Annotated in this window: 18 protein-coding genes; 6 read left to right on the top strand and 12 right to left on the bottom strand. The window is 40.7% G+C overall.

All coding sequences use genetic code 11. From position 1 onward, the window contains the following. Positions 1–14 precede the first annotated feature (14 nt). The 5 genes from rpsB to DWA30_RS05040 all read right to left on the bottom strand — a co-directional run bounded on the left by rpsB (position 15) and on the right by DWA30_RS05040 (position 6,749). Positions 15–905, bottom strand: coding sequence for a 30S ribosomal protein S2 (gene rpsB, locus DWA30_RS05060; RefSeq protein ID WP_114491454.1), 891 nt, complete (start codon positions 903–905; stop codon positions 15–17). Between the two features lie 193 nt (positions 906–1,098). Further along, entirely contained in the window at positions 1,099–1,485 is a 387-nt protein-coding gene (gene rpsI, locus DWA30_RS05055; RefSeq protein ID WP_114491453.1) for a 30S ribosomal protein S9, read from the bottom strand. Continuing rightward, positions 1,485–1,940: a 50S ribosomal protein L13 gene (gene rplM, locus DWA30_RS05050; RefSeq protein WP_114491452.1), complete on the bottom strand. Its 456-nt coding sequence runs from the start codon at positions 1,938–1,940 to the stop codon at positions 1,485–1,487. The genes rpsI and rplM overlap by 1 nt, the downstream gene beginning before the upstream one ends. Positions 1,941–2,088: 148 nt before the next feature. Further along, entirely contained in the window at positions 2,089–5,541 is a 3,453-nt protein-coding gene (locus DWA30_RS05045) for a pyruvate carboxylase (RefSeq protein WP_114491451.1), read from the bottom strand. Positions 5,542–5,675: 134 nt separating this feature from the next. Further along, entirely contained in the window at positions 5,676–6,749 is a 1,074-nt protein-coding gene (locus tag DWA30_RS05040; protein ID WP_114491450.1) for a hypothetical protein, read from the bottom strand. A gap of 149 nt (positions 6,750–6,898) precedes the next feature. On the opposite strand from DWA30_RS05040, the gene DWA30_RS05035 reads away from it, so the two are divergent. Both DWA30_RS05035 and polA read left to right on the top strand, forming a co-directional pair. Continuing rightward, on the top strand, positions 6,899–9,541 hold the full coding sequence (locus DWA30_RS05035) for a DUF5916 domain-containing protein (RefSeq protein ID WP_114491449.1): 2,643 nt from the start codon (positions 6,899–6,901) through the stop codon (positions 9,539–9,541). A 217-nt stretch (positions 9,542–9,758) separates the two neighbouring features. Next, positions 9,759–12,632, top strand: a complete 2,874-nt coding sequence (gene polA / locus DWA30_RS05030) for a DNA polymerase I (RefSeq protein ID WP_114491448.1) — start codon at positions 9,759–9,761, stop codon at positions 12,630–12,632. A gap of 32 nt (positions 12,633–12,664) precedes the next feature. On the opposite strand, the gene DWA30_RS05025 is transcribed toward polA, so the two are convergent. Both DWA30_RS05025 and DWA30_RS05020 read right to left on the bottom strand, forming a co-directional pair. Continuing rightward, positions 12,665–13,411: a uroporphyrinogen-III synthase gene (locus DWA30_RS05025; protein WP_114491455.1), complete on the bottom strand. Its 747-nt coding sequence runs from the start codon at positions 13,409–13,411 to the stop codon at positions 12,665–12,667. Positions 13,412–13,432: 21 nt separating this feature from the next. Beyond that, positions 13,433–14,080, bottom strand: a complete 648-nt coding sequence (locus DWA30_RS05020) for a DUF4271 domain-containing protein (protein ID WP_114491447.1) — start codon at positions 14,078–14,080, stop codon at positions 13,433–13,435. Positions 14,081–14,205: 125 nt separating this feature from the next. On the opposite strand from DWA30_RS05020, the gene DWA30_RS05015 reads away from it, so the two are divergent. The 3 genes from DWA30_RS05015 to DWA30_RS05005 are packed head-to-tail and all read left to right on the top strand — an operon-like array spanning position 14,206 to position 16,726. Continuing rightward, a complete protein-coding gene (locus tag DWA30_RS05015; protein WP_114491446.1) occupies positions 14,206–14,946 on the top strand; it encodes a polyprenol monophosphomannose synthase in 741 nt (246 codons plus the stop codon). Continuing rightward, positions 14,946–16,286 carry a dihydroorotase gene (locus DWA30_RS05010; RefSeq protein WP_114491445.1) on the top strand — a complete coding sequence of 447 codons (1,341 nt, stop codon included), beginning with the start codon at positions 14,946–14,948 and terminating at the stop codon, positions 16,284–16,286. The genes DWA30_RS05015 and DWA30_RS05010 overlap by 1 nt, the downstream gene beginning before the upstream one ends. Further along, positions 16,283–16,726 (top strand): DUF4296 domain-containing protein, encoded by a 444-nt coding sequence (locus tag DWA30_RS05005; protein ID WP_114491444.1) that lies wholly within the window; start codon positions 16,283–16,285, stop codon positions 16,724–16,726. Before DWA30_RS05010 ends, DWA30_RS05005 begins: the two co-directional genes overlap by 4 nt. Here the strand turns inward: DWA30_RS05005 and DWA30_RS05000 are convergent. Then, positions 16,690–17,715 (bottom strand): NAD-dependent epimerase/dehydratase family protein, encoded by a 1,026-nt coding sequence (locus tag DWA30_RS05000; protein WP_114491443.1) that lies wholly within the window; start codon positions 17,713–17,715, stop codon positions 16,690–16,692. The genes DWA30_RS05005 and DWA30_RS05000 overlap by 37 nt on opposite strands. A gap of 76 nt (positions 17,716–17,791) precedes the next feature. Here DWA30_RS05000 and tyrS point away from each other — a divergent pair, with 76 nt between their 5' ends. Continuing rightward, on the top strand, positions 17,792–19,090 hold the full coding sequence (tyrS, locus tag DWA30_RS04995) for a tyrosine--tRNA ligase (protein ID WP_114491442.1): 1,299 nt from the start codon (positions 17,792–17,794) through the stop codon (positions 19,088–19,090). A gap of 73 nt (positions 19,091–19,163) precedes the next feature. Here the strand turns inward: tyrS and DWA30_RS04990 are convergent, their stop codons facing one another. Genes DWA30_RS04990 through DWA30_RS04975 form a run of 4 tightly spaced genes read right to left on the bottom strand, consistent with a single transcriptional unit; the run spans position 19,164 to position 22,198 of the window. After that, entirely contained in the window at positions 19,164–19,616 is a 453-nt protein-coding gene (locus tag DWA30_RS04990) for a YHS domain-containing (seleno)protein (RefSeq protein ID WP_114491441.1), read from the bottom strand. A 53-nt stretch (positions 19,617–19,669) separates the two neighbouring features. Further along, positions 19,670–20,185, bottom strand: a complete 516-nt coding sequence (locus tag DWA30_RS04985) for a DUF350 domain-containing protein (RefSeq protein ID WP_114491440.1) — start codon at positions 20,183–20,185, stop codon at positions 19,670–19,672. A 6-nt stretch (positions 20,186–20,191) separates the two neighbouring features. Beyond that, positions 20,192–21,223 (bottom strand): hypothetical protein, encoded by a 1,032-nt coding sequence (locus tag DWA30_RS04980; RefSeq protein WP_114491439.1) that lies wholly within the window; start codon positions 21,221–21,223, stop codon positions 20,192–20,194. Further along, complete coding sequence (locus DWA30_RS04975) at positions 21,224–22,198, bottom strand: LuxE/PaaK family acyltransferase (RefSeq protein ID WP_114491438.1); 975 nt, start codon at positions 22,196–22,198, stop codon at positions 21,224–21,226. Between the last annotated feature and the right edge of the window lie 74 nt (positions 22,199–22,272).

Below are 22,272 nucleotides of genomic sequence, written 5' to 3'. Positions count from 1 at the left end.
GTAAGAACGGTGTTCTATTCTTCTTCTTTTGAAGCTTCTTCTAAAACCTGCTCTTTTGATTTTTGCTTTACAGGTTGCTTGGCTTCTTTCATTGCTTTCTTATCCTCCTTGTCTTTTGAAGGAACTTCAGCTTCAGCTTTAGCCTTTTTCGCTTTAGGTGCTTTGTCTTTTTTAGAAGATGTATCGCCTTCGCTATTGTCTTTACCAGACTTTCTTTCGGCCAATCCTTCGATTACAGCTTCAGAAACAGAAGACATGATCTTGTCGATCGATTTAGATGCATCATCATTTGATGGAATCACGAAGTCGATCTCACGTGGATCACTGTTAGTGTCTACCATCGCAAAGATTGGAATGTTTAATTTTTGAGCCTCGGCTACTGCTATGTGCTCACGAGTAGTATCTACAATGAACAACGCGCCTGGAAGACGACTCATGTCGCTAATAGAACCTAAGTTCTTCTCTAATTTTGCACGAAGACGATCTACTTGTAAACGCTCTTTCTTAGAAAGGGTGTTAAACGTACCGTCTTGCTTCATACGATCGATAGAAGCCATTTTTTTAACAGCTTTTCGAATGGTAACGAAGTTAGTCAACATTCCACCTGGCCATCTTTCAGTGATGTAAGGCATGCTAGCATCTTTTGCTTTTTCAGCAACGATGTCTTTTGCTTGTTTTTTGGTAGCAACGAATAGAATTTTTCGTCCGCTAGCTGCGATCTTCTTCAGTGCTTCATTAGCCTCCTCGAGTTTTGCAGCAGTTTTGTAAAGATTGATAATGTGGATTCCGTTACGCTCCATGTAGATATATGGGGCCATGTTAGGATTCCATTTGCGTGTCAAGTGTCCAAAATGTACACCTGCGTCCAGAAGTTCTTTAACTTCTGTGTTTGTTTTTTTTGCCATTTTTGAATTAGTTTACGTTCCTGTTTAGATATAGCAACCTTTTATAATACTCGTATATTTGGAGTACCGTTATTATGGTTTAGATGCTAAACTACTTTCCGTATGGTACGGATAACAGCGATTGATTAAAAAAATATGAACTTGGTAACTTGTATTGGGTACCTCTATGAGATACCCAAACAAGTTGAAAATATTAACGTTTAGAGAACTGGAATTTCTTACGCGCTTTCTTCTGTCCGAATTTCTTGCGCTCTACCATTCTCGGGTCTCTTGTCAATAAACCTTCCGGTTTCAAGATCCCTCTGTTTTCGTCGTTAAGCTCGCACATTGCTCTGGAAAGTGCCAAACGGATTGCCTCCGCTTGTCCTGTGATCCCACCTCCAAATACATTTACGCTCACGTCAAATGTCTTTTCATTTTCGGTAAGAGCTAATGGCTGCTTTACTTTATATTGTAAGGTTGCTGTTGGAAAGTAATTATCCAACTCACGCTTGTTTACAGTAATGTTTCCTTTTCCTTCTGAAAGGTATACACGAGCAACAGCGGTCTTTCTTCTACCTATTTTGTGAATAACTTCCATTACTTGATATCGTTAAGGTTAATGGTTTTTGGTTTTTGTGCCTCTTGGTCATGCTTGGCACCGGCATATACTTTTAGATTGCGAAATAATTCGGCTCCTAGTTTGTTTTTAGGCAACATTCCTTTTACCGCTTTCTCTACAACACGTGCAGCATCTTTTTCTTTTAGTTCGATGGCGCTTAAACTACGTTGTCCACCAGGATATCCTGTGTGACGGATGTACGATTTATCTTGCCATTTGTTCCCTGTCAAGATGATCTTTTCGGCATTCGTTACAATAACGTTGTCACCACAATCAACATGAGGGGTAAAATTAGTTTTGTGCTTTCCGCGAAGTAATTTTGCAACTTCACTGGCAAAACGACCCAACGTTTGCCCGTCAGCATCCAAGTGCAACCATTCCTTTGTTACAGTCGCCTTGTTGGCTGATTTAGTTTTATAACTTAGTGTATCCACTTTTAATTAATTTTACTGCCGGCATTCACCTACCTACAGCGTTAAACATTCCTTCTTTTGGATAAATCGGGGTGCAAATGTACTATTATTTATTTGAATTACAAGGGGGTGGTTTTTATTTTTTTTCGAAATCAACAGTCAAATCACTTTATTCCAAGGTAACCACCAAATCTCCTTTTAAGACCATGGTTCCCGGCGATAACGCTACCGATTTTACTTTACCTGCTTTTGTGCTGGTCACCGTACTTTCCATTTTCATGGCCTCTATGATGAATAACGGATCATTCGCCTTGATTTCCTGCCCTTTCTTTACCAAAACTTTATACAGTAGACCTTGTAGTGGTGCGCCAAACTGATTTTTATCTTCGGGATCTGCTTGCTTGTGGACCTCTTTCTTAACCTCGATCGACCGGTCCTTGATCTCTACGAACCTATTTTCTCCATTTACCGAGAAGAACACGATGCGTTTTCCTTCATCATTTGGAATGCCTACCGAGAGCAACTTTACCGTAATGGTTTTACCTGGCTCCAACTCGATCATTGTCTCTTCCCTCAATTTCATTCCGTAGAAAAATTGAGCCGTCGGTAATATAGAAGTGTTACCGTATAGTTTATATTTTTCATGTGCTTGCTCAAATACCCTAGGGTATAAACTGTACGATAGGAAATCTTCAAATTCTATGGGTCGCGAAAATCCTTTCTGATATTTTTTTCTGAAAGCAGCAAACTCGGCGTCAAAATCGATAGGTGTTAAATGCGCATTCGGTCTATCGGTATACGCTTTGTTGTTCTTTAAAATTATTTTTTGAAGTTGCTTCGGAAAACCACCCAATGGTTGTCCAAGATCTCCCTTAAAAAAATTGATAACCGATTCCGGGAACGATATCTCATGTCCGCGTTCTAACACATCTGTCGTACTAAGATCGTTTGTGACCATAAAAATGGCCATATCACCAACTACCTTCGAGCTCGGGGTTACTTTTACCAAGTTTCCGAAGAGCTCATTCACCTCAGCATAGCGCTGTTTTACCTCATCGAACCTACTTCCTAGGCCCAAAGCTTCTGCCTGCGGACGTAAGTTCGAATATTGCCCACCGGGGATCTCATGGGTATACACTTCGGCGGTTCCTGCTTTCAGCCCCGACTCGAACGGATAATACAGTTCTCTCGTGTCTTCCCAATAATTGGAGAATTCGTTCAACTTTTTACTGTCAAATTCATGAGCTCGTTCCTGGAACTTCATCATTTCAACCACCGAATTAAAATTGGGTTGCGAAGTAAGCCCGGATAATCCGCCCAAAGCAACATCTACTACATCAACCCCGGCTTCTATGGCTTTTAAATAGGTTGCCGACTGGATGGACGCCGTGTCATGAGTGTGTAAATGCAACGGAATTTGAACGGTATCTTTTAATGCCGATACCAGCTCGGTTGCCGCATAGGGTTTTAATAAACCGGCCATGTCCTTAATGGCGATCATATGAGCGCCAGCATTTTCAAGATCTTTTGCCAATTGGGTATAATAGGCAATGGTGTATTTTGTTTCTGAAGGATCTAGAATATCGCCTGTATAACTAATAGCAGCCTCGGCAATTCCGCCTGTTTTATTGCGCACATAATTAATGCTGGGCTCCATTGCTTTTACCCAGTTTAGCGAATCGAAGATTCGAAAGAGATCGATCCCATTTTCCCATGAGGTTTCAATAAATTTTTCGATCAAGTTATCGGGATACGCTTTATAACCAACTCCATTGGAGCCGCGTAACAACATTTGAAAAAGAATATTTGGCATGAGTTTGCGCAATTCGCGTAAGCGTGTCCATGGAGATTCGTTCAAGAAACGCATACACACATCGAAAGTAGCGCCGCCCCACATTTCGATACTAAAAATGTTTGGGTGGTTTTTCGCATAACTTTCGGCGACGGCTAACATATCGTAGCTTCGCATACGGGTTGCTAACAACGATTGATGCGCATCACGCATAGTGGTATCGGAGTAGTGGATCTTTTTTTCAGCCTTTAACCAATCGCAAAAAGCTTCCGGGCCTACTTCGGTTAATCGATCTTTTGTTCCCTTCGGAAAGCCTTCCGAAGCAGAAAAAATAGGGATCTTGGCATTTCTAAAAACCTTGTTGTCGTCGATGAACTTTACATCGGGATTTCCATTAACGATCACCTCACCTAAATAATTCGTGATCTTGGTGGTACGATCCTGTGGCAGCTTAATATTAAATAGAACAGGAGTGTTAGCGATAAAATTGACGGTCGCTTTACCTTCCTTAAAGGTTTCGTGTTGAATGACATTCCGAAGAAAATGAATGTTGGTTTGTACTCCTCGAATACGGAACTCTCGTAACGCGCGTACCATTTTACGAACAGCACCGTCTAAAGTGCGCCCATGCGCCGATACCTTTACGAGCATGGAATCGAAGAACGGACTCACACTATACGACTGGTAAATACTACCGGCATCCAATCGAATTCCCATTCCCGACGCCGATCGATAGGTGGTTATAGTGCCATAGTCCGGTGTGAAATTGTTCGCAGGATCTTCGGTAGTAAGACGGCATTGCAAGGCAAAACCGTAGGTCGCCAAGGAAGATTGATCGTAAATTTTTATCTGTTTGTCTGAAAGTTTATAGCCGCCCGCTACGAAGATCTGTGTCTTGATCAGGTCGATGCCCGTGACCATTTCTGTTACCGTATGTTCGACTTGAATCCTTGGATTTACCTCAATAAAATAGACTTGGTCTTCTTGGTCTACTAAGAATTCGACCGTTCCTACGTTGTTGTAATTTACTTCGGAAGCAATTGCAATAGCGTAACGATACAGTTGTTCTTTGACTTCGGTACTTACATTATACGATGGAGCGACCTCTACCACTTTTTGATGGCGGCGTTGTACCGAACAATCTCGCTCGAACAAATGACGAATGTTCCCGTGGTTGTCGGCTACAATTTGTACTTCTAAGTGTTTTGGGTTTTCCACATACTTTTCCAAGAACATGGTGTCATCGCCAAAGGCGTTGAGCGATTCACTCTTTGCCGAGTCGAAATTATGCTCAAGATCATCTGCGGTTCTAATAATTCGCATTCCACGTCCGCCGCCACCACTAGCTGCCTTTAGCATGACAGGGTAGCCTATTCTTTCGGCTTCAGCCAAAGCGATCTTTATTGAATTTAGTTTTTTAGTATTGCTTTCTATGATTGGGACCTTGCACTTTTGGGCGATCTTTTTGGCCGTGATCTTGTCTCCTAAGGCATCCATCACACTTGGATCGGGTCCGATAAAAATGATACCATTGGCAGCACATTTTCGGGCAAATTCAGAATTTTCAGACAGAAATCCATAACCGGGATGAATTGCGTCCACCTGTTTAGATTTGGCCAAAGCGATGATCTCGTCACCGTCTAAATAAGGTTTTAAAGGCTCTTCTTTCGTGCCTATTTGGTAGGCTTCATCTGCTTTATATCGATGTTGGGAATAGCGATCTTCGTAAGTGTAAACGGCAACTGTCTTCAGATTAATCTCTGTACAAGCACGAAATACGCGAATTGCGATTTCACTGCGATTGGCGACAAGAACTTTTTTAATTTCCATAAGAATTCGGTTAATGGATGGTGTGATATTTTGACAAACAGCATAAAGATACAATATACTATGCATGCATAATAAAAAAAGCAACAATTATTTTATGCTAGTGTACTGATAGAACAAGTTTTCCGAAGAAAACCCTAAGAAACGTCCGTGTCTGAAATAATAAACGGGTTTTCGTTCTGATAGTTTCGCACGATAAAATCTAGAGCACTATCCAGTATTTCACCCATATTCGAGGATTTTTTAAAATTGATATCCCCGGTTAGATCGAATAAGGAATATTTGAGCTCTTTGATCTTTTCTTTTGGGGCAATAGTATCGGTTCGCATGCAATGCATCAATTCTTCTAACCTTGTCTTTTCACTAGTGGCACGTTTGGCCAACATAGATCGTTCTTCGCGCTTGTATTGTTCTACCGATTCATCCTGCAGCAGGTCCACAGTCATTTGGACCAACCGATTGTTTTCTTTTAAAAATTGAGGTTTGTAAACTTTGGTATTGCCTTCGTAAGATTGTTGGTCGAAATCGATTGCACGAATGCGATACTGAATACGATCGAAATCATGCGTAAGAACCATTACGTAGTTATAAGATCGCATGTCGCCAAGCAGTCTAACAAAACATCGCTCGTTGAACTTAACAAACTCCTTTGCGATCTCTTTTTTATCACGTTCCGAGCATTGGTCCAAATGGTTCTCGATAAAATCATCTCCGGGAATTCCGGAGATATGTTCTTCGATCAAACTGTTGCCATGCACTAAAAAAGTAATATGGTTAGGAGAGAGCAGATGTTCCAATTCTAAGCCGTAGATGCGAGAAGCATCGGCTTTCTTTAAATAGAAGAAGATATAATTATCGTTTAGAATATTTCGCACTTTTATGCGAAATGGTTTTGTGTTTCCGAAGGTGCAAAAATCTATACTGTCTATGGTAACATAGGGCAACAAACTGTCACTTCCGTCACTATGCAGGATGGAATACATGCGCTTTAGGCTAAACTCTATTTCCTGTTGTTCGCTTTGGGTATAATACACACTTATCCATAAGGTGTCATTACCATATTTATCGTAGATCACGACCGACCCTTGAAATCGTAATAGATCGTCGTAATAAATAGGAATCTTGATCATCCTTCCGTGACGTGACAAATAATTTGACAGCGAATCAGAGATCTCGTACGCGGGTTTCTTTTTGGAAATTAATTTTCTCATATATCCTTCTTGTTAGTAAAGATAACTGTTTCTATAGTGGCGCTACTATACGATTAAATGTTAAAACTTTCTTAAATTACATATTAGACTGTCACATAGCAGCGTTGTAAAGGGTCTTTAAGATAATCATCAATCAACCAACCAATCAAATGAACTTGTCTTCGCGCAACCTTATAGTGCTCTTTTTATTGTTGCCAATCCTCGTACTCGCACAAGAAGAAACCACTACCGAAATACCTAATGAATATCCAAAACGCAGCTACACCACGGCTTCAATTTCTAATGCAACTCCAATAGCTATAGATGGAAACATCAACGAGGAGGCATGGGATGCGGTTGAATGGACCACAGATTATGTGGAGTTTGAACCGGATAATGGTACTGCTCCAAGCGAACAGACCAAAATGAAAATCGTTTACGACGACAAGAACCTGTATGTTGCATTTATTTGTTATGAATCAGACCTTAGTAATATCGAACGTCGACTGGGACGCCGTGATGATTTTCCGGGGGATTGGGTAGAGATCAATATAGATAGTTATGGGGATGACCGCACAGGGTTTTCATTTACAATCTCAGCATCGGGTGTAAAAGGAGATGAATTTATTTCGAACAATGGTAATTTTGATAGTAGTTGGAACCCTATCTGGTATGTAAAGACGGGAACAATAGCCGAAGGATGGACTGCCGAAATGCGAATACCACTAAGTCAGTTGCGTTTTGGTGCTGAAGAGGAACAAGTTTGGGGGTTGCAATCAACACGACGGTATTTTAGCAATGAAGAACGTTCTACCTGGCAGCAGTTGCCTCCTAATCCGCCGGGATGGGTAAGTGCTTTTGGAGAACTAAGGGGTATAAAAGGTCTAAAACCTCAAAAACAATTAGAAATTCAGCCGTATACAGTGGCGCAATTAGATACCTACGAAGAAGTGCCGGGCAATCCGTTTCTTGATGGAAGCGATGCGCGACTTACCGGAGGTCTCGATGCCAAGATTGGTATTACCAACGACCTTACATTAGACGTTACCATAAACCCGGATTTTGGACAAGTAGATGCTGATCCAGGTGCTATAGCATTAGATGGTTTTGAGATCTTCTTTCAGGAGCGCCGACCCTTCTTTGTCGAAAATAAGAACATATTCGATTATAATATTAGTGGAAATTCAGACAATCTGTTTTTCTCACGCCGTATTGGTCGCAGCCCACAAGGTTCGGCTGTTGGTCCCAACACTTTATTTATTGATCAACCCGATAATACGACCATCTTGGGAGCGGCTAAATTTAGTGGAAAGACTCAAAATGGATGGTCTTTGGGTGTGCTAGAAAGTGTTACTTCTAAAGAATTTGCCGATGTCATAAATCAAGATGGTTCCGAAGGAGAGACCTTAGTGGAACCGCTTACCAATTACTTTGTTGGTAGAGCTCAAAAGGATTTTAACGATAACAATAGCTTTGTGGGTGGCATAGTTACTTCAACCATTCGCGATCTGGAGGACAATGTGACCTTTCTGCATAAAAATGCGACGAGCTGGGGGTTAGATTTTAGACATAACTGGAAAGAACGTACGTATTATCTGGAAGGAAATTTAGTAACCAGTCATGTAACAGGTTCTAAAGAGGCAATTGAACAAACACAGCGGTCTATCGTGCATTTGTTCCAGCGAACCGATGCGAGTCATATTTCTGTCGATCCTACTAAGACTTCTTTAACAGGTACTGGCGGGCAGCTTGGCTTCGGAAAGTCGGGTGCCGGCGATTGGCGCTACAATGCAGGAGCTTCATGGAGGTCGCCTGAATTGGAGTTAAACGATATTGGCTTCCTTCGAAGAGCCGATGATATCTTTCAATATGCAAATATCACTCGACTGTTCAACAAACCAACCGATTGGTATCGAAGAGCCAACTTTCGTCTTAGTCAGACATCCAACTTCGATTTTGAAGGTAATTACAACCGTATGCAATACGAGTTAAACGGCTTTGTTAATTTAAAGAACAACTGGTTTGTCGAAGGTGGTGCAGCCCATAAGCCAAGGATCTATATAAATTCATTTTTACGTGGTGGGCCAAGATGGCGCTATTCCGAAGAGAACTTTGGTTTTCTTTTTGCCGGGACCGATCAGCGAAAAAAGTTTAGTACGGTTGCAGGTTATGTGCATTCTCAGGCCAAACAAGCCAACTTTGGATTGCGAAGATATGAACTGCGGTTTCGCTACCAACCCTTAAATGCATTAAGCTTGTCGCTGGATACACGATTTGAGATAAGTCCCAACAAAACACAGTATGTAAGTCAGCAAGATTTTAACGGTACTACTCGCTACATTACGGGCGAGATTGATCAAGAGACGATAAGTGCTACGCTACGGGTAAATTATACCATTAACCCTAACCTTACCATTCAGTATTACGGACAACCATTTATTTCGAGGGGAAGGTACTCCAATTTTAATTTTGTAACCAATCCTGTTGCCAAAGACCTTGACGAAAGAGTGCGTTTGTATAACGAGCAACAAATTTCTTTTAATGAGGGAAGTTACTTTATAGATGAGGACACCGATGGTGCCAACGACTATCAATTTGGAAACCCTAATTTCGCCTTTGTTCAGTTTCGGTCTAATCTTGTAGTGCGTTGGGAATATATTCCGGGCTCCGAGATCTTTTTGGTGTGGTCTCAAGGAATTACCGGTTTAGGTGAAGCCGAAAACGATTTTAATACTATAATCGATAACCAGATCTTCGATCAACAACCACAAAACACATTCTTGATAAAAGCGACCTATCGATTTGTGTTGTGAGGCACCCAGTGCACTATGTATTCTAATGCAATGGTAATTTGAGGGAATATTGTGTTGATTTGCTTCGGAAAGATGAGCAACTACCTGTTTTGTAAGATGAATAGTTAGTGTTGTTCTTTTTTACAGAAAACGACTGTTTTCTAATTGCTTCTTTTTATTTTTGAAGAGAATGTCGGTAATCACAATTCGTTGAGACACCAATAACCAAAAATTTTCCATGCCAGATCCACAAAAAAGACTGTTTCTTGTCGATGCTTATGCCTTGATTTTTAGAGGGTATTACGCTTTTATAAAAAATCCGAGAATTAATTCCAAAGGGTTGAATACTTCTGCCATCATGGGCTTTATGAATTCGCTCATCGATGTTATAAAACGGGAACGCCCAAATCATTTGGCGGTTTGTTTTGATAAAGGCGGAAGCACCGACAGGGTAGAGATGTACGAAGAATACAAGGCTAACCGTGATGAGACACCAGATGACATTCGAACGGCCGTCCCAATAATCTGCGATATACTTGAGGCTATGAAAATACCGATCATGGTACAAGAGGGGTTCGAGGCAGATGATGTGATTGGAACACTGGCAAAAAAAGCCGAAAAAGAAGGCTACCAAACATTTATGGTCACGCCCGATAAAGATTTCGCACAATTGGTTTCTGATAACATTTTTATGTACCGCCCCAAATCTTTTGGAGGAGGCTATGAAATCTGGGGCATTCCTGAGGTACAGAAAAAATTTGAAGTAGAGCGTCCAGAGCAAGTTATAGATTATTTGGGCATGATGGGTGATTCTAGCGATAACATTCCGGGACTGCCAGGAGTGGGGGATAAAACTGCCAAAAAGTTTATCAAAGCATACGGTTCAATGGAAGGGCTGCTGGCGAACACAGACCAATTGAAAGGCAAGATGAAAGAAAAAGTAGAAGCCAATGCAGCACTAGGCAGGTTATCTAAGAAATTGGCAGCCATCATGCTAGATGTACCTTTAGAGTTCAATTATGAAGACTTTGAGATGTGCCCTCCAGACACCGAAAAGGTCATGGAAATTTTCGACGAGTTGGAGTTTAGGAGATTGAAAGATAATTTTCTCAAGGCCTTCTCTGAGGCGGGTATGGCAAGTTTAGGCACCGAACATCAACCCAAGGAAAACGTAACCAAACCTGAAACGAAAGCAGAAGCGCCAGCCGCAACACCCCAAGGACAAGCTGGGCAAGGCCAGTTCTCCTTGTTTGGTGGTGATGGTGAGGCTACTGAAGCCGCTAAGACATATAGCTCGCGTAAAACAATTAACGATACCGAACATTTCTATCAAACGGTGCAGCCGGGAATGGGGATGAAGTTATTCGTGCAAAACCTAATGAAACAATCGAGTGTTTGTTTCGATACCGAAACTACCGGCTTGAACCCACTAACAGCGACTTTGGTGGGGATCGCCTTTTCATGGGAGGCCGGGAAAGGATTTTATGTGCCATTTCCGGAAAATAAGGCTAAAGCTCAAGAGCTAATTGAACAGCTTCGACCTTTCTTCGAGTCGGAAGAAATAGAAAAGGTGGGTCAGAATTTGAAATACGACATCAAGGTACTGGCAAAATACGAGGTGACGGTACAAGGGAAATTGTTCGATACTATGTTGGCCCACTATCTTATAAATCCCGATATGCGCCATAATATGGATGTGCTATCTGAAACCTATCTCAATTATACTCCGGTCTCTATTACCGAGTTGATTGGTAAAAAAGGAAAAAATCAGAAATCGATGCGCGATGTGCCCATCGAGCAACAGACCGAATATGCAGTAGAAGATGCCGATATAACATTACAGCTAAAACAGCATTTTCAGGATGAGTTGGGAGCCGCAGAAACACAGAAATTATTCGATGAGATCGAAATTCCATTACTACGTGTGCTCGCAGCAATGGAGTTGCAAGGAATTAACTTAGATAAACAATTTTTAAAGGACCTTTCCGAAGCCTTAGAAAAAGACATCGCTACTCTAGAGCAGGAAATTTACAAGGAAGCAGGTGAGACGTTCAATATTGCCTCACCAAAACAGCTGGGTGAGATTCTCTTCGGAAAGATGAAGCTGGTCGACAAGCCTAAAAAGACAAAGACTGGTCAATTCTCAACAGCAGAAGATGTATTGTCTTACTTGGCAAAGGACCATAAGATTATTCGAGATGTGTTGGAGTATCGCGGACTTACAAAACTAAAAAGCACCTATGTAGATGCGTTACCGGAACAAGTAGAGCCATCCACTCATAGAGTACATACCGATTATATGCAAACGGTGGCAGCGACAGGTAGATTAAGTAGCAACAATCCGAACTTACAAAATATACCAATTCGAACCGAACGCGGTAGAGAAGTGCGAAAGGCCTTTATACCTCGCAATGAGGAATATGTGCTTCTAGCCGCCGATTATTCGCAGATCGAGTTGCGTATAATTGCCGCATTGAGCGAGGAAGAAACCATGATAGAAGCGTTTAAGAATGGAGAAGACATTCATGCATCGACCGCTGCGAAAGTGTTTAATGTATCAATAGATGAGGTGACCCGAGAACAACGAAGCAATGCTAAAACAGTGAATTTTGGAATCATTTATGGGGTGTCTGCCTTCGGACTTAGCAATCAGACCGACCTATCCCGAAGTGAGTCTAAAGAATTGATCGACACCTATTACAAGACCTATCCTAAGTTGCGTAATTATATGAACGAACTTATAGATTTTGCACGCGAAAATGGGTATGTGCAAACGGTCTTGGGTCGAAGACGTTATTTAACGGGAATTAATGGTAGCAATGCAGTGGTGAGAGGTGCAGCAGAACGGAATGCTGTAAATGCTCCTATTCAAGGGAGTGCTGCCGATATTATCAAGATCGCAATGATCAATATTCATGATAAACTTTCAGCAGGCAATTACAAAAGTAAAATGTTATTACAAGTGCATGATGAACTGGTATTCGATGTGTATAAACCCGAGCTGGAAGAAGTAAAAACAGTAATTAAAACTGAAATGGAGCAGGCCTATAACCTATCGGTGCCCTTAGATGTGGAAATTGGTGTTGGCGCCAATTGGTTGGAAGCGCATTAAAAAAAAGCCGGAAAATAACTTCCGGCTTTTTTTTATTTTTTATTGACCTCTTTAATATATTTTTCCAGCGCCATGGTCATTGATGGTGTTTCGGGCGTTGGCGCCTGAATATCGACTCGCAATCCATTGTCTGTAGCGGCTTTTACAGTGGTGTTTCCGAAAACGGCAATTCTAGTGTCGTTTTGTTTGAAATCGGGGAAATTCTGAAGCAAGGATTCAATTCCGCTTGGACTAAAGAACACCAAGATATCATAATACACATTTCGCAGATCGGACAAGTCGCTCACTACTGTTCGGTAAAAAATAGACTGCTTCCAGTTAACCCCAAGCTCGTTAAGTACAGTAGGTACTTCTGGCTTTAGCTTATCGGAAGAAGGCAGTAAGAACTTTTCATTCTTGTATTTCTTAATGAGCGGGGAAAGCTCGGTAAAGGTTCGTTTTCCAACATAGATCTTTCGCTTGCGGTACACTACATATTTTTGAAGATAGTAGGCAACAGCTTCACTTTGGCAGAAATACTTCATCGAATCCGGCACCTTAAAACGAAGTTCTTCGGCAATTCTAAAGAAATGATCTACAGAATTTCGACTTGTTAAAATAATTGCGGTATACTTAGTAAGATCTACCTTTTGCGTTCGCACTTCTTTTCCCGAAACTCCTTCAACGTGAATAAAAGGAATGAAATCTATTTTAACTTTTTGTCTATCGATTAGATCGAAATAAGGCGAGTTTTCAACCTTTGGTTCAGGCTGAGAAACTAAAATAGTTTTCACTTTCATAAGCAGCATTTTGTTTTTTTCCTACGATACAAATACTTTGTACAGAATAATGTAGGGTGAAATTTCAAGTGCGCAAAGATACAAAATAAAATAGAAGAAATTACCTATTATTAAATTTCCATTTGTTTTATAACTGTATAACAATGCAATTGCATTTAGAAGAATAACAATACCAACAAATAGCAACAAGGCCGCCCCGGTAGGTTGTATGAGATAATAGAATAAAATATTTCCAATAAACAGTACGACCGACAGCAGATTGCGATAACTTAATTTTTGATAGAGATACCTGTTTATTAGCGAGTCTATCGAGAACATTGCGCCTAAAATCTTTTCGACACAGAACTTAGCAAAAACAAATACGACATACCCACTTACGATTTGAACGAACAACCAGTCATTTTCACTAGTATAATCTGGACGTAGTGTTTTAAATAAAACATAAATGAACAAAGAAACACAGAGCACTTGATTAATAAATAGTAAGATATTGAATGGATGTTGAATTGCATCATTCTTCCCTTGGATCAAAAAATATTTATTGGTTACCGGAAGGAATATAAATTCTTGAAATCGCTTGGGATACGCATATTTGGCGAGGGCATAAATAATTAAAATACCCACTAGAGAAATAGTGATCCAATCAACAGATTCGATATGACGCTCCATGTACTGCACTGGTAGATTTGTGAGCCTAAAGGTACAGCAATTTAAAATTGACGAAAAGGGATTCTATAGAATTTTAGCGAACGATATTAACCTAAAAAGAGGTACATTTGCGCAAAAATAGCAGTATGTCCGATGCCTTAGTGGTAATACCTACATACAACGAAATTGAAAATATAGAACGGTTGCTTCGGAATATCTTTTCGCTGCAACGAAGCTTTGATGTATTAGTGGTTGACGACGGTTCTCCCGATGGAACAGGACAGGAAGTTCGCGATCTAATGAAAACCTATTCATCCCAGCTTCACTTGTTAGAACGCGAAGGAAAAATGGGTCTAGGCACGGCTTATATCGCAGGGTTTAAATGGGCCTTGGCGAGAAACTACACCTATATCTTCGAGATGGATGCCGATTTTTCACACAATCCGAATGATCTTATACGCTTGTACAACGCCTGTTATAAAGGAGGGTACGATTTAGCAATTGGATCGCGTTATGTAAAAGGAGTGAATGTCGTGAATTGGCCAATGAGCAGAGTCCTTATGTCCTGGTTCGCTTCCAAATACGTTCGACTAATAACCGGTATGGATATTTACGATACGACGGCAGGTTTTGTGTGTTATCGACGAACTGTGTTGGAAAAAATAAATCTAGATAAAATTCAATTCGTAGGGTATGCGTTTCAAATAGAGATGAAATTCAAGACCTACTTAGCAAAATTTAGGATCATAGAAGTTCCTGTAGTATTTACAGACCGAACAAAAGGTGAATCGAAAATGAGTGGTGGAATTATTTCTGAAGCCATTTTTGGAGTACTAAAAATGAAATTTAAGAGTTTATTCGGAAAGAATAATTTTAACGAAATTTAATGCAAACGATTTTAATAAAAAATGCGCAAATAGTAAATGAAGGAACCATCACTCAGGGTGATGTTCTCATTCAAGGTGGGCGAATTGCTGAGGTGTCTGAAAGCATTAGTGTGAAATCTTCGGAAACCAAGGTGATCGATGCCGATGGACAATATTTGATCCCCGGTATGATCGACGATCAAGTGCATTTTAGGGAACCCGGCCTAACGCATAAGGCAACTATAGAAACAGAATCGAAAGCTGCAGTGGCCGGCGGGATCACTTCTTTTATCGAAATGCCGAATACGGTTCCGCAAGCGACAACCATCGAACTGCTAGAAGAAAAATTTGCCATTGCCAAAGAGACCTCTTGGGCTAACTATTCGTTTATGTTTGGCGGCACCAACGATAACTTAGATGAAATTTTAAAGGTGGATCCTTCAAACGTAGCCGGACTTAAACTATTCTTAGGCTCGTCTACCGGAAACATGCTTGTAGACAATCCGAAGACCTTAGAAAATATTTTCAGCAAAACAAAGCTGCTAATTTCGGCTCATTGCGAAGATGAAGCGACCATACAGAAGAACTTGGCCAAGTATAAGGCCATACATGGTGATGATATCCCCATCGAGCTGCATCCGGTAATTCGAAGTGTGGATGCCTGTTATATATCCTCTTCAAGAGCCATCGAACTTGCCAAAAAGACGGGAGCACGATTGCATGTTTTTCATTTGTCGACCGAAAAAGAAACCCACCTTTTCGACAACAAGAAACCACTATCCGAGAAGAAAATTACTGCAGAAGTGTGTATTCATCATCTGTGGTTTACAGACACCGATTATGCTGCCAAAGGAACTAAGATTAAATGGAATCCGGCTGTTAAAAGTGAAGCAGACCGAGAAGGACTTTGGAAAGCACTACTTGATGACCGCATCGATGTAATTGCTACCGATCATGCGCCACATACCCTAGAGGAAAAGGAGAATGTATACACCAAAGCCCCCTCCGGCGGACCATTGGTGCAACACGCATTGGAAGCATTGTTCGAGATGAGCTTAAAAGGAAAGATCAGTATCGAAAAGATCGTGGAGAAGACCGCACATAATCCGGCCATCTTATTTCAAATAAAAGATCGCGGATATATTAAACAAGGGTATAAGGCCGATCTAGTGTTGGTAGATCCTAATGCTCCTTGGACGGTAAAAAAAGATAATATAGGATATAAATGTGGCTGGTCACCTTTTGAAGGAACTACTTTTAAAAGCCGCGTCACCCATACTTTTGTAAACGGGGTACTGGTTTATGATAACGGGAAATTCCCAAACCGTGGTAAAGCAGAACGATTAGCATTCGATCGATGAAAAACATATTAAACATATTTTTTATAGCCTATCTTTTACTCTTTGTTGGTTGTGCCGAAACGGTGGAGCCCGAGAAACCGGCCCGACTAATTGCCGAAGAGAAGATGATCGATATTCTTACCGATGCTTATTTAAGCAATGCGGCAAGAAGCGTGAACAATCGGTTAATTCGAGACAAAGGGGTGATGCTGGATTCATTGATATACTCAAAACATAATATCGATAGTTTGCAATTTGCCCAGAGCAATGCGTATTACGCTGCACAAATGGATACCTATTCGGAGATGTTCAAAGAGGTCGAAGCACGGCTAATGCGCTTAAAGAAGGAGAGCGACAGCTTGCAACCAAACTCGAATAGGCGTCGTAAGGATACCATAAAAGGTGGGCCCACACTTATTCAATCTCAAGAAACCGACCCAGAAGAAACTTCGGACGAGTAATTTTTTACTACGCGTTCTATAGTGTCTTCAAAACGAATGAATTTATATTTTAACTCGTTTCTAATTTTTGAAGCATCGTAAGCAGTATCTGTGTACATAGAACGTACCGTGGCTTTTAATAAGCGACGCTTACTTCCGAAGAGAACAGCAGCCAGCCAATCTAATCCACTCAAAAAGTACAAGATCCATTTGGGCGCTTCTTTTTTTGGCGGACTTTTTCCAGCATTATTTGCAATGGCTGAGAGAAGTTTTTTATATGAAACATTGGCACTCACTAAAACATAGCGTTGACCGGTAATTTCTTCCTTCATTAATTGTAGGAGAATACGAACGACGTCTTTTACGTCCACAATGCCAATTCCACCACCAAAGTAAAATGGAATCCCTTTAGACGCCGTTTTAATTATTGAACCACTGCCCGAATTCCAATAGCCCGATCCTAGGATCACACCGGGATTAACGATCACGGCATTTAAACCTTCTTGTGTACCACGCCAAACTTCCATTTCTGCGCCAAATTTAGTGATGGCATACACGCTGTTTTCGCCTTCGGGATTCCAATGGGTATCTTCAGAGATCATTTTACCATTTACAGCATCGCCAAGAGTTGCTACTGAACTCACATAAGCTAATTTTTTGATACCATGCGATAAACAAAGGTTTACGATATTGGCGGTTCCTTCGACATTGGCTTTTTTAAGTTTTCGGTAGTGTGCCGGGTCGAAACTAATATAGGCTGCACAATGATAAACGTGGGTGATGTCTTGAAATGCTTCGGAAAGTGCAGGAATGTCTATGATATTAGCTTCAATCCATTCAATGCGATCAAATAGGTCAGCTGCTTCGGAAGCGTAATACCCAAAGACTCGCTTCACCGATTCTAGATCGCTGTTTTCGCGATGGATCGCTCGTACAGTTTCGTTCTCTTTCAGAAGAAAATATAACAAATGCGAACCTACTAATCCTGTGCCCCCTGTAACTAAAACCATAGTGCGAAAATACTCTTTTTTAGAATACTCTTTTATCTTTTATGGGTTCGGACTATCTTTACCGAAATTTTAAAAAATGAGTTTGAAAAATTTCGTAGAAGAGCTTACATGGCGGGGAATGATACATGATGTTATGCCCGAAACCGAAGCGCATTTAATGGAATCGATGCGATCTGCCTACATAGGCTTCGATCCTACAGCCGATTCGTTACATATAGGAAACTTAGTGCCTATAATGTTGCTGTCATTTTATCAGCGGTGCGGTCATAAGCCTTATGCTTTGGTGGGTGGTGCCACGGGAATGATTGGTGATCCGTCGGGTAAATCGAGTGAGCGAAACTTATTGGACGAAGCTACCCTGCGTCACAACCAAGAATGTGTACGTGCACAATTGGCTCAATTTCTAGATTTTTCAAGCGGTGCTGCGAATGAAGCGGTACTGGTAAACAATTACGATTGGATGAAAGAATTCTCATTCTTAGATTTTATTCGTGATGTAGGAAAACACATTACCGTAAATTACATGATGGCGAAAGACTCGGTTAAAAGTCGACTTACCGGTGAAAGTAGCGATGGTATGTCATTTACCGAATTTACCTATCAATTGGTACAAGGGTATGATTTTCTTCATTTATACAAGAATCACTCGTGCACCTTGCAAATGGGAGGAAGTGATCAATGGGGAAATATTACTACAGGCACCGAACTAATACGAAGAATTGGCGGTGGTAAAGGCTACGCACTCACCTGTCCGTTAATCACAAAAAGTGACGGTAGTAAATTTGGAAAAAGCGAGGGAGGCAACGTTTGGCTTGATGCCAACCGAACTTCGCCTTATAAATTTTACCAGTATTGGTTGAATACCAGTGATGAAGATGCGGCGAAATATATCAAGATATTTACATTTTTAGAGCGACAGACGATAGAAGATCTAATCGAATCGCACCAAGAGGCACCCCATACCCGTTTGCTTCAAAAGCGCTTGGCAGAAGAGGTGACTACTACTGTTCACGGAGCCGAGGAACTAGAAAAGGCAGTGCAGGCATCTTCAATTTTGTTTGGTCGTTCTACTTCCGAAGATCTAAAAAAACTGGACGCTAAAACCTTTTTAGATGTGTTCGATGGTGTACCGCAAGCAGAAGTTGCGCTAAGCGAGATCGAAAATGGATTGGATATCATATCAGCACTGGCCGAAGTAACAGGATTTTTAAAATCGAATGGAGAAGCAAGAAGAGCGTTGAAGGAAAATTCTATTTCGGTAAATAAGGAAAAAGTTCAAGAAGGCTATTCTATTATGACGGCAGATTTGATAAATGGGCAATTTATATTGCTGCAACGAGGTAAAAAGAATTATTTTATCATCAAGGTGGTATAAAATAAGAAAGCCCCGAACATGTAGTTTCGGGGCTTTCAACATTAACTAACTAACCAATCAATTATGAGTAGGATTACTGATCCTTCATCACAATATTTTTCCAGTTCTCATCTGCTTGTTGTTGCATGATGTCTGCTCCTTTTTTATTCCATTTTTTCTTTGTGTCTGCAAAAAGACTATCGTAAAAGAGGTATAAATTTCCATCTTTAATCTGAAAACTTTTTGGGTCTATTCCTACTTTTTTCCCTTTATCGGCAATGGCATAGGCACAAAATCCGCCATACGCTGGAACAAATTTTTCAGGATTTTCGAGGAAGGTGTCTAAATTCGATTGACTCGAGAATTTATAGTGTGCACCTTCATAGGTGGTTGTAAAAGTTTCGTTGCCTTCAATAGCCATATTGTCAAAATAGGCTACAACATCGTATCCCTCGGCCATAAAACCATTTGAAATGTTCATAGGACTTTTTTGGGCTGTTGCTACTAATGTAAAAAGCAGTACACTGTAAGTAAATAATAATTTCATCCTTCTTTTTTAGCCCCTGCTTGGTCGCAAGATTCCCAGTGTACTTACAAGAATTACAAATAATTGGTCACTTCGGGATAGGGTAGTAAGGAGCTCACCATAAGTGCAATGCTATCTTTAACGATAAGTGTGATGCTTAGCATGATCGCAATAGTTAATATGGCAACCGATATGTTGTTCTGTTGAATTTCCTTAAACTCATTTACTCCTTTGGTAAGCACCGAGAACAAAAAGAACACCGCTGCGTTTATTACGACAGTGACCAGAAATCCGATGAACAGATAAAGTCCAGAATACTGCACAATGGTTAGCGCGTCTATGGGTTCATTGGCGGTTATTGACAGTCTAATTACATTGGTGATAGAAGGAAGGATTTCTCCTAGGATCATTCCTATTGAAAAAATAAAACCAACGGTGAAAATGGTGAAGGCCATATTGTTGCCGCGTAGATCTTCTTTGCTGAAAAACAATCGCTTTAAGATCTTATAGGATACAAAAAGGATAACGACTGTAATAACGATCGATAGCATAATTTCGATCAAGGATAAGATGAAGAGTTGTGAGTTCATAAGTTGTTATTTACTGGTTAGTACCACATACCAATGGGAAACATCGTTGAAATTATAGGGCAAGCTGCCAATTTCGTAATACTTGGCCGTTGTTTCCCAAAGCATATATTTTTTCCCGTTGTGGATTTTAAAAGCACCACTTGCTGGTATGTTAATGCCAAGGATCGAATGTTTATAAAAATCGCTATTTAGAATAGCAATGTCGTAATCAAAATGTTTTAGAACCGAGTAGATAAGTACGGTCCTGGTGTCACAATCGCCTTTTAGGTTTTGTAGAAAAGCTACAGGTGTTTGGACTCCGTAGCGAACATTGCCAATACAACATTCGGGACAACTGCGAAGAATCTGTGCGATAGCTTCTTCGTAGTATTCGGCAGGACGACAAATGTCTTGAAAAACAAAAGAGTACGGTATGTCCTGAATACAGCTTACGACCATTTCTGCAAACTCCATCGTGTTAAGTTGTCGTGTGCGATGTATGCCTTCAAAGGTTGCCAAAACCAGATCTAAACTAGGAGTATCGTTGCGATCTATATGATCGTAAAGACCACCCCAAAAGTTTCCACCCGAAGGAGGTACGTAGTTCTTCGTGTGGTCTATGAGTCTGAGAAAATCGCGTTCGCGTATGGTAAGATCACCGGAAAATTCATTGCCGTAATTGTCTTTCCACAATCGATTGCTGGTATACACCGAAATTGTATCGGTACCTTCCACCATCTTCGATTTTTGTACAGCTTCGGAAACAGTAAAAGTTTCATGCTGCTGCGGAATGGTTTTTAGAAGTTTCAGAAAAAAATTTCCGAAGAAATGCAAACCAAAAAAGAAAATAAAAAGTAAAATTCCGTTGCGTACTGCTGCTGCAACGGAAGGTTTGCCGAGTAAACGAGTAGTGATTACGAATGAAATTAACAAGGCTACAGTAAAGGTCACGTAAGTTGTTGCGCCAAAGAGGAGCTTTACAAAACCAAAAGCGCCAAGGAGTAAGACTCCACTAAGTAATAACCATACACATCCGTTGTTCTCAGATTGCTTCGCCATTTATAGAACCATCAAATTACAGCCTCGAATATCGCTGCTGTCAAATCTACCCAAAATTTTAAAACTTCCATTCGATGCCACTCTTCCAAGATCATCGGTAGCAATAAAAGAACAGGAGTAGCGATTTGCCAGATCGATCACATTTATACCGCCGGTCTTACCATGAACAGCTTGTAATGGGTCTTCGGTGTCTCTTGTGCTAACACGCATCCATGGAGGACAATGGTAGACACCTTCACCTTTAGAATAGGCTTGAGAAAGCAGTTCGGTCATACCGTATTCGCTATGTATTTGCATCACACCAAATCCTTTTTTTAATGTATGGTGCAATTCTTCTTTGATCATCTCTTTTCGTCTTCCTTTCATTCCTCCGGTTTCCATCACGATGGTGTGGTTCAATTTCAATGGGTTGCGTTCGATCAAATCTAAAAGGGCATAGGAAACACCAATTAGTATGGTAGGTTGTTTTATTTTTTCCAAGCGTTCAATAGTGTGGGTTAACGCTTCCAAATTGTTGAGGTAAAATCCGCTGTCGGAATGTCCACTCTTCTCGATCAAGGAGTTCGCCATATAGACCAAGGAGGAGCCTTGCCGTTCTAGATACGACGGTAGCAAGGCGAGTATCACATAATTGGATGGATTTCCGTAGCAGCGTTGAAACCCTTGTAAAAAGCTTTGTTCGTATAGAGCAGCTTTTAGAACGTGATGTTTGCTAGTTGTACTTCCTGTGGTTCCACTACTGCTAAAAGTGAGTTCTGCTGTTGTTTTCTTCGGAAGGATGGTATGGCTTTTAAAAAACTGAATGGGTAAGTATGGTATCTTATCTAGCGAATTAACATCATTTGCCGAAACATTTAAAAGCGTACAAAATTGCCGATACACCGGAACGTTTTCGTATTGAAACGTAAAGGTGTCGAGGGCTGCCGATTCAAAGGCTGAAGCAGAGGTAATGCTAAAAATTTGAGATTCATGCATAGCACTTTCAGAAAAGCTTTGTCAAAAATAGCTAAATAAAAAAAGCCCCTTCGTTAAAAGAGGCTTTTTAGTGT

Source organism: Candidatus Ulvibacter alkanivorans (genome assembly GCF_003333325.1).
In the GTDB taxonomy this organism is placed as follows: domain Bacteria; phylum Bacteroidota; class Bacteroidia; order Flavobacteriales; family Flavobacteriaceae; genus Ulvibacter_A; species Ulvibacter_A alkanivorans.
This window is presented reverse-complemented; position numbering and strand designations above follow the sequence as displayed.

Coding starts and splice junctions, on each gene's coding strand:
- rpsB (WP_114491454.1), bottom strand. CDS start 905: ATGGCAAAAAAAACAAACACAGAAGTTAAAGAACTTCTGGACGCAGGT.
- DWA30_RS04985 (WP_114491440.1), bottom strand. CDS start 20,185: ATGAACTCACAACTCTTCATCTTATCCTTGATCGAAATTATGCTATCG.
- DWA30_RS05035 (WP_114491449.1), top strand. CDS start 6,899: ATGAACTTGTCTTCGCGCAACCTTATAGTGCTCTTTTTATTGTTGCCA.
- tyrS (WP_114491442.1), top strand. CDS start 17,792: ATGAGTTTGAAAAATTTCGTAGAAGAGCTTACATGGCGGGGAATGATA.
- DWA30_RS04980 (WP_114491439.1), bottom strand. CDS start 21,223: ATGGCGAAGCAATCTGAGAACAACGGATGTGTATGGTTATTACTTAGT.
- DWA30_RS04990 (WP_114491441.1), bottom strand. CDS start 19,616: ATGAAATTATTATTTACTTACAGTGTACTGCTTTTTACATTAGTAGCA.
- polA (WP_114491448.1), top strand. CDS start 9,759: ATGCCAGATCCACAAAAAAGACTGTTTCTTGTCGATGCTTATGCCTTG.
- DWA30_RS04975 (WP_114491438.1), bottom strand. CDS start 22,198: ATGCATGAATCTCAAATTTTTAGCATTACCTCTGCTTCAGCCTTTGAA.
- DWA30_RS05000 (WP_114491443.1), bottom strand. CDS start 17,715: ATGGTTTTAGTTACAGGGGGCACAGGATTAGTAGGTTCGCATTTGTTA.
- DWA30_RS05010 (WP_114491445.1), top strand. CDS start 14,946: ATGCAAACGATTTTAATAAAAAATGCGCAAATAGTAAATGAAGGAACC.
- DWA30_RS05045 (WP_114491451.1), bottom strand. CDS start 5,541: ATGGAAATTAAAAAAGTTCTTGTCGCCAATCGCAGTGAAATCGCAATT.
- rpsI (WP_114491453.1), bottom strand. CDS start 1,485: ATGGAAGTTATTCACAAAATAGGTAGAAGAAAGACCGCTGTTGCTCGT.
- DWA30_RS05020 (WP_114491447.1), bottom strand. CDS start 14,080: ATGGAGCGTCATATCGAATCTGTTGATTGGATCACTATTTCTCTAGTG.
- DWA30_RS05040 (WP_114491450.1), bottom strand. CDS start 6,749: ATGAGAAAATTAATTTCCAAAAAGAAACCCGCGTACGAGATCTCTGAT.
- DWA30_RS05005 (WP_114491444.1), top strand. CDS start 16,283: ATGAAAAACATATTAAACATATTTTTTATAGCCTATCTTTTACTCTTT.
- DWA30_RS05025 (WP_114491455.1), bottom strand. CDS start 13,411: ATGAAAGTGAAAACTATTTTAGTTTCTCAGCCTGAACCAAAGGTTGAA.
- DWA30_RS05015 (WP_114491446.1), top strand. CDS start 14,206: ATGTCCGATGCCTTAGTGGTAATACCTACATACAACGAAATTGAAAAT.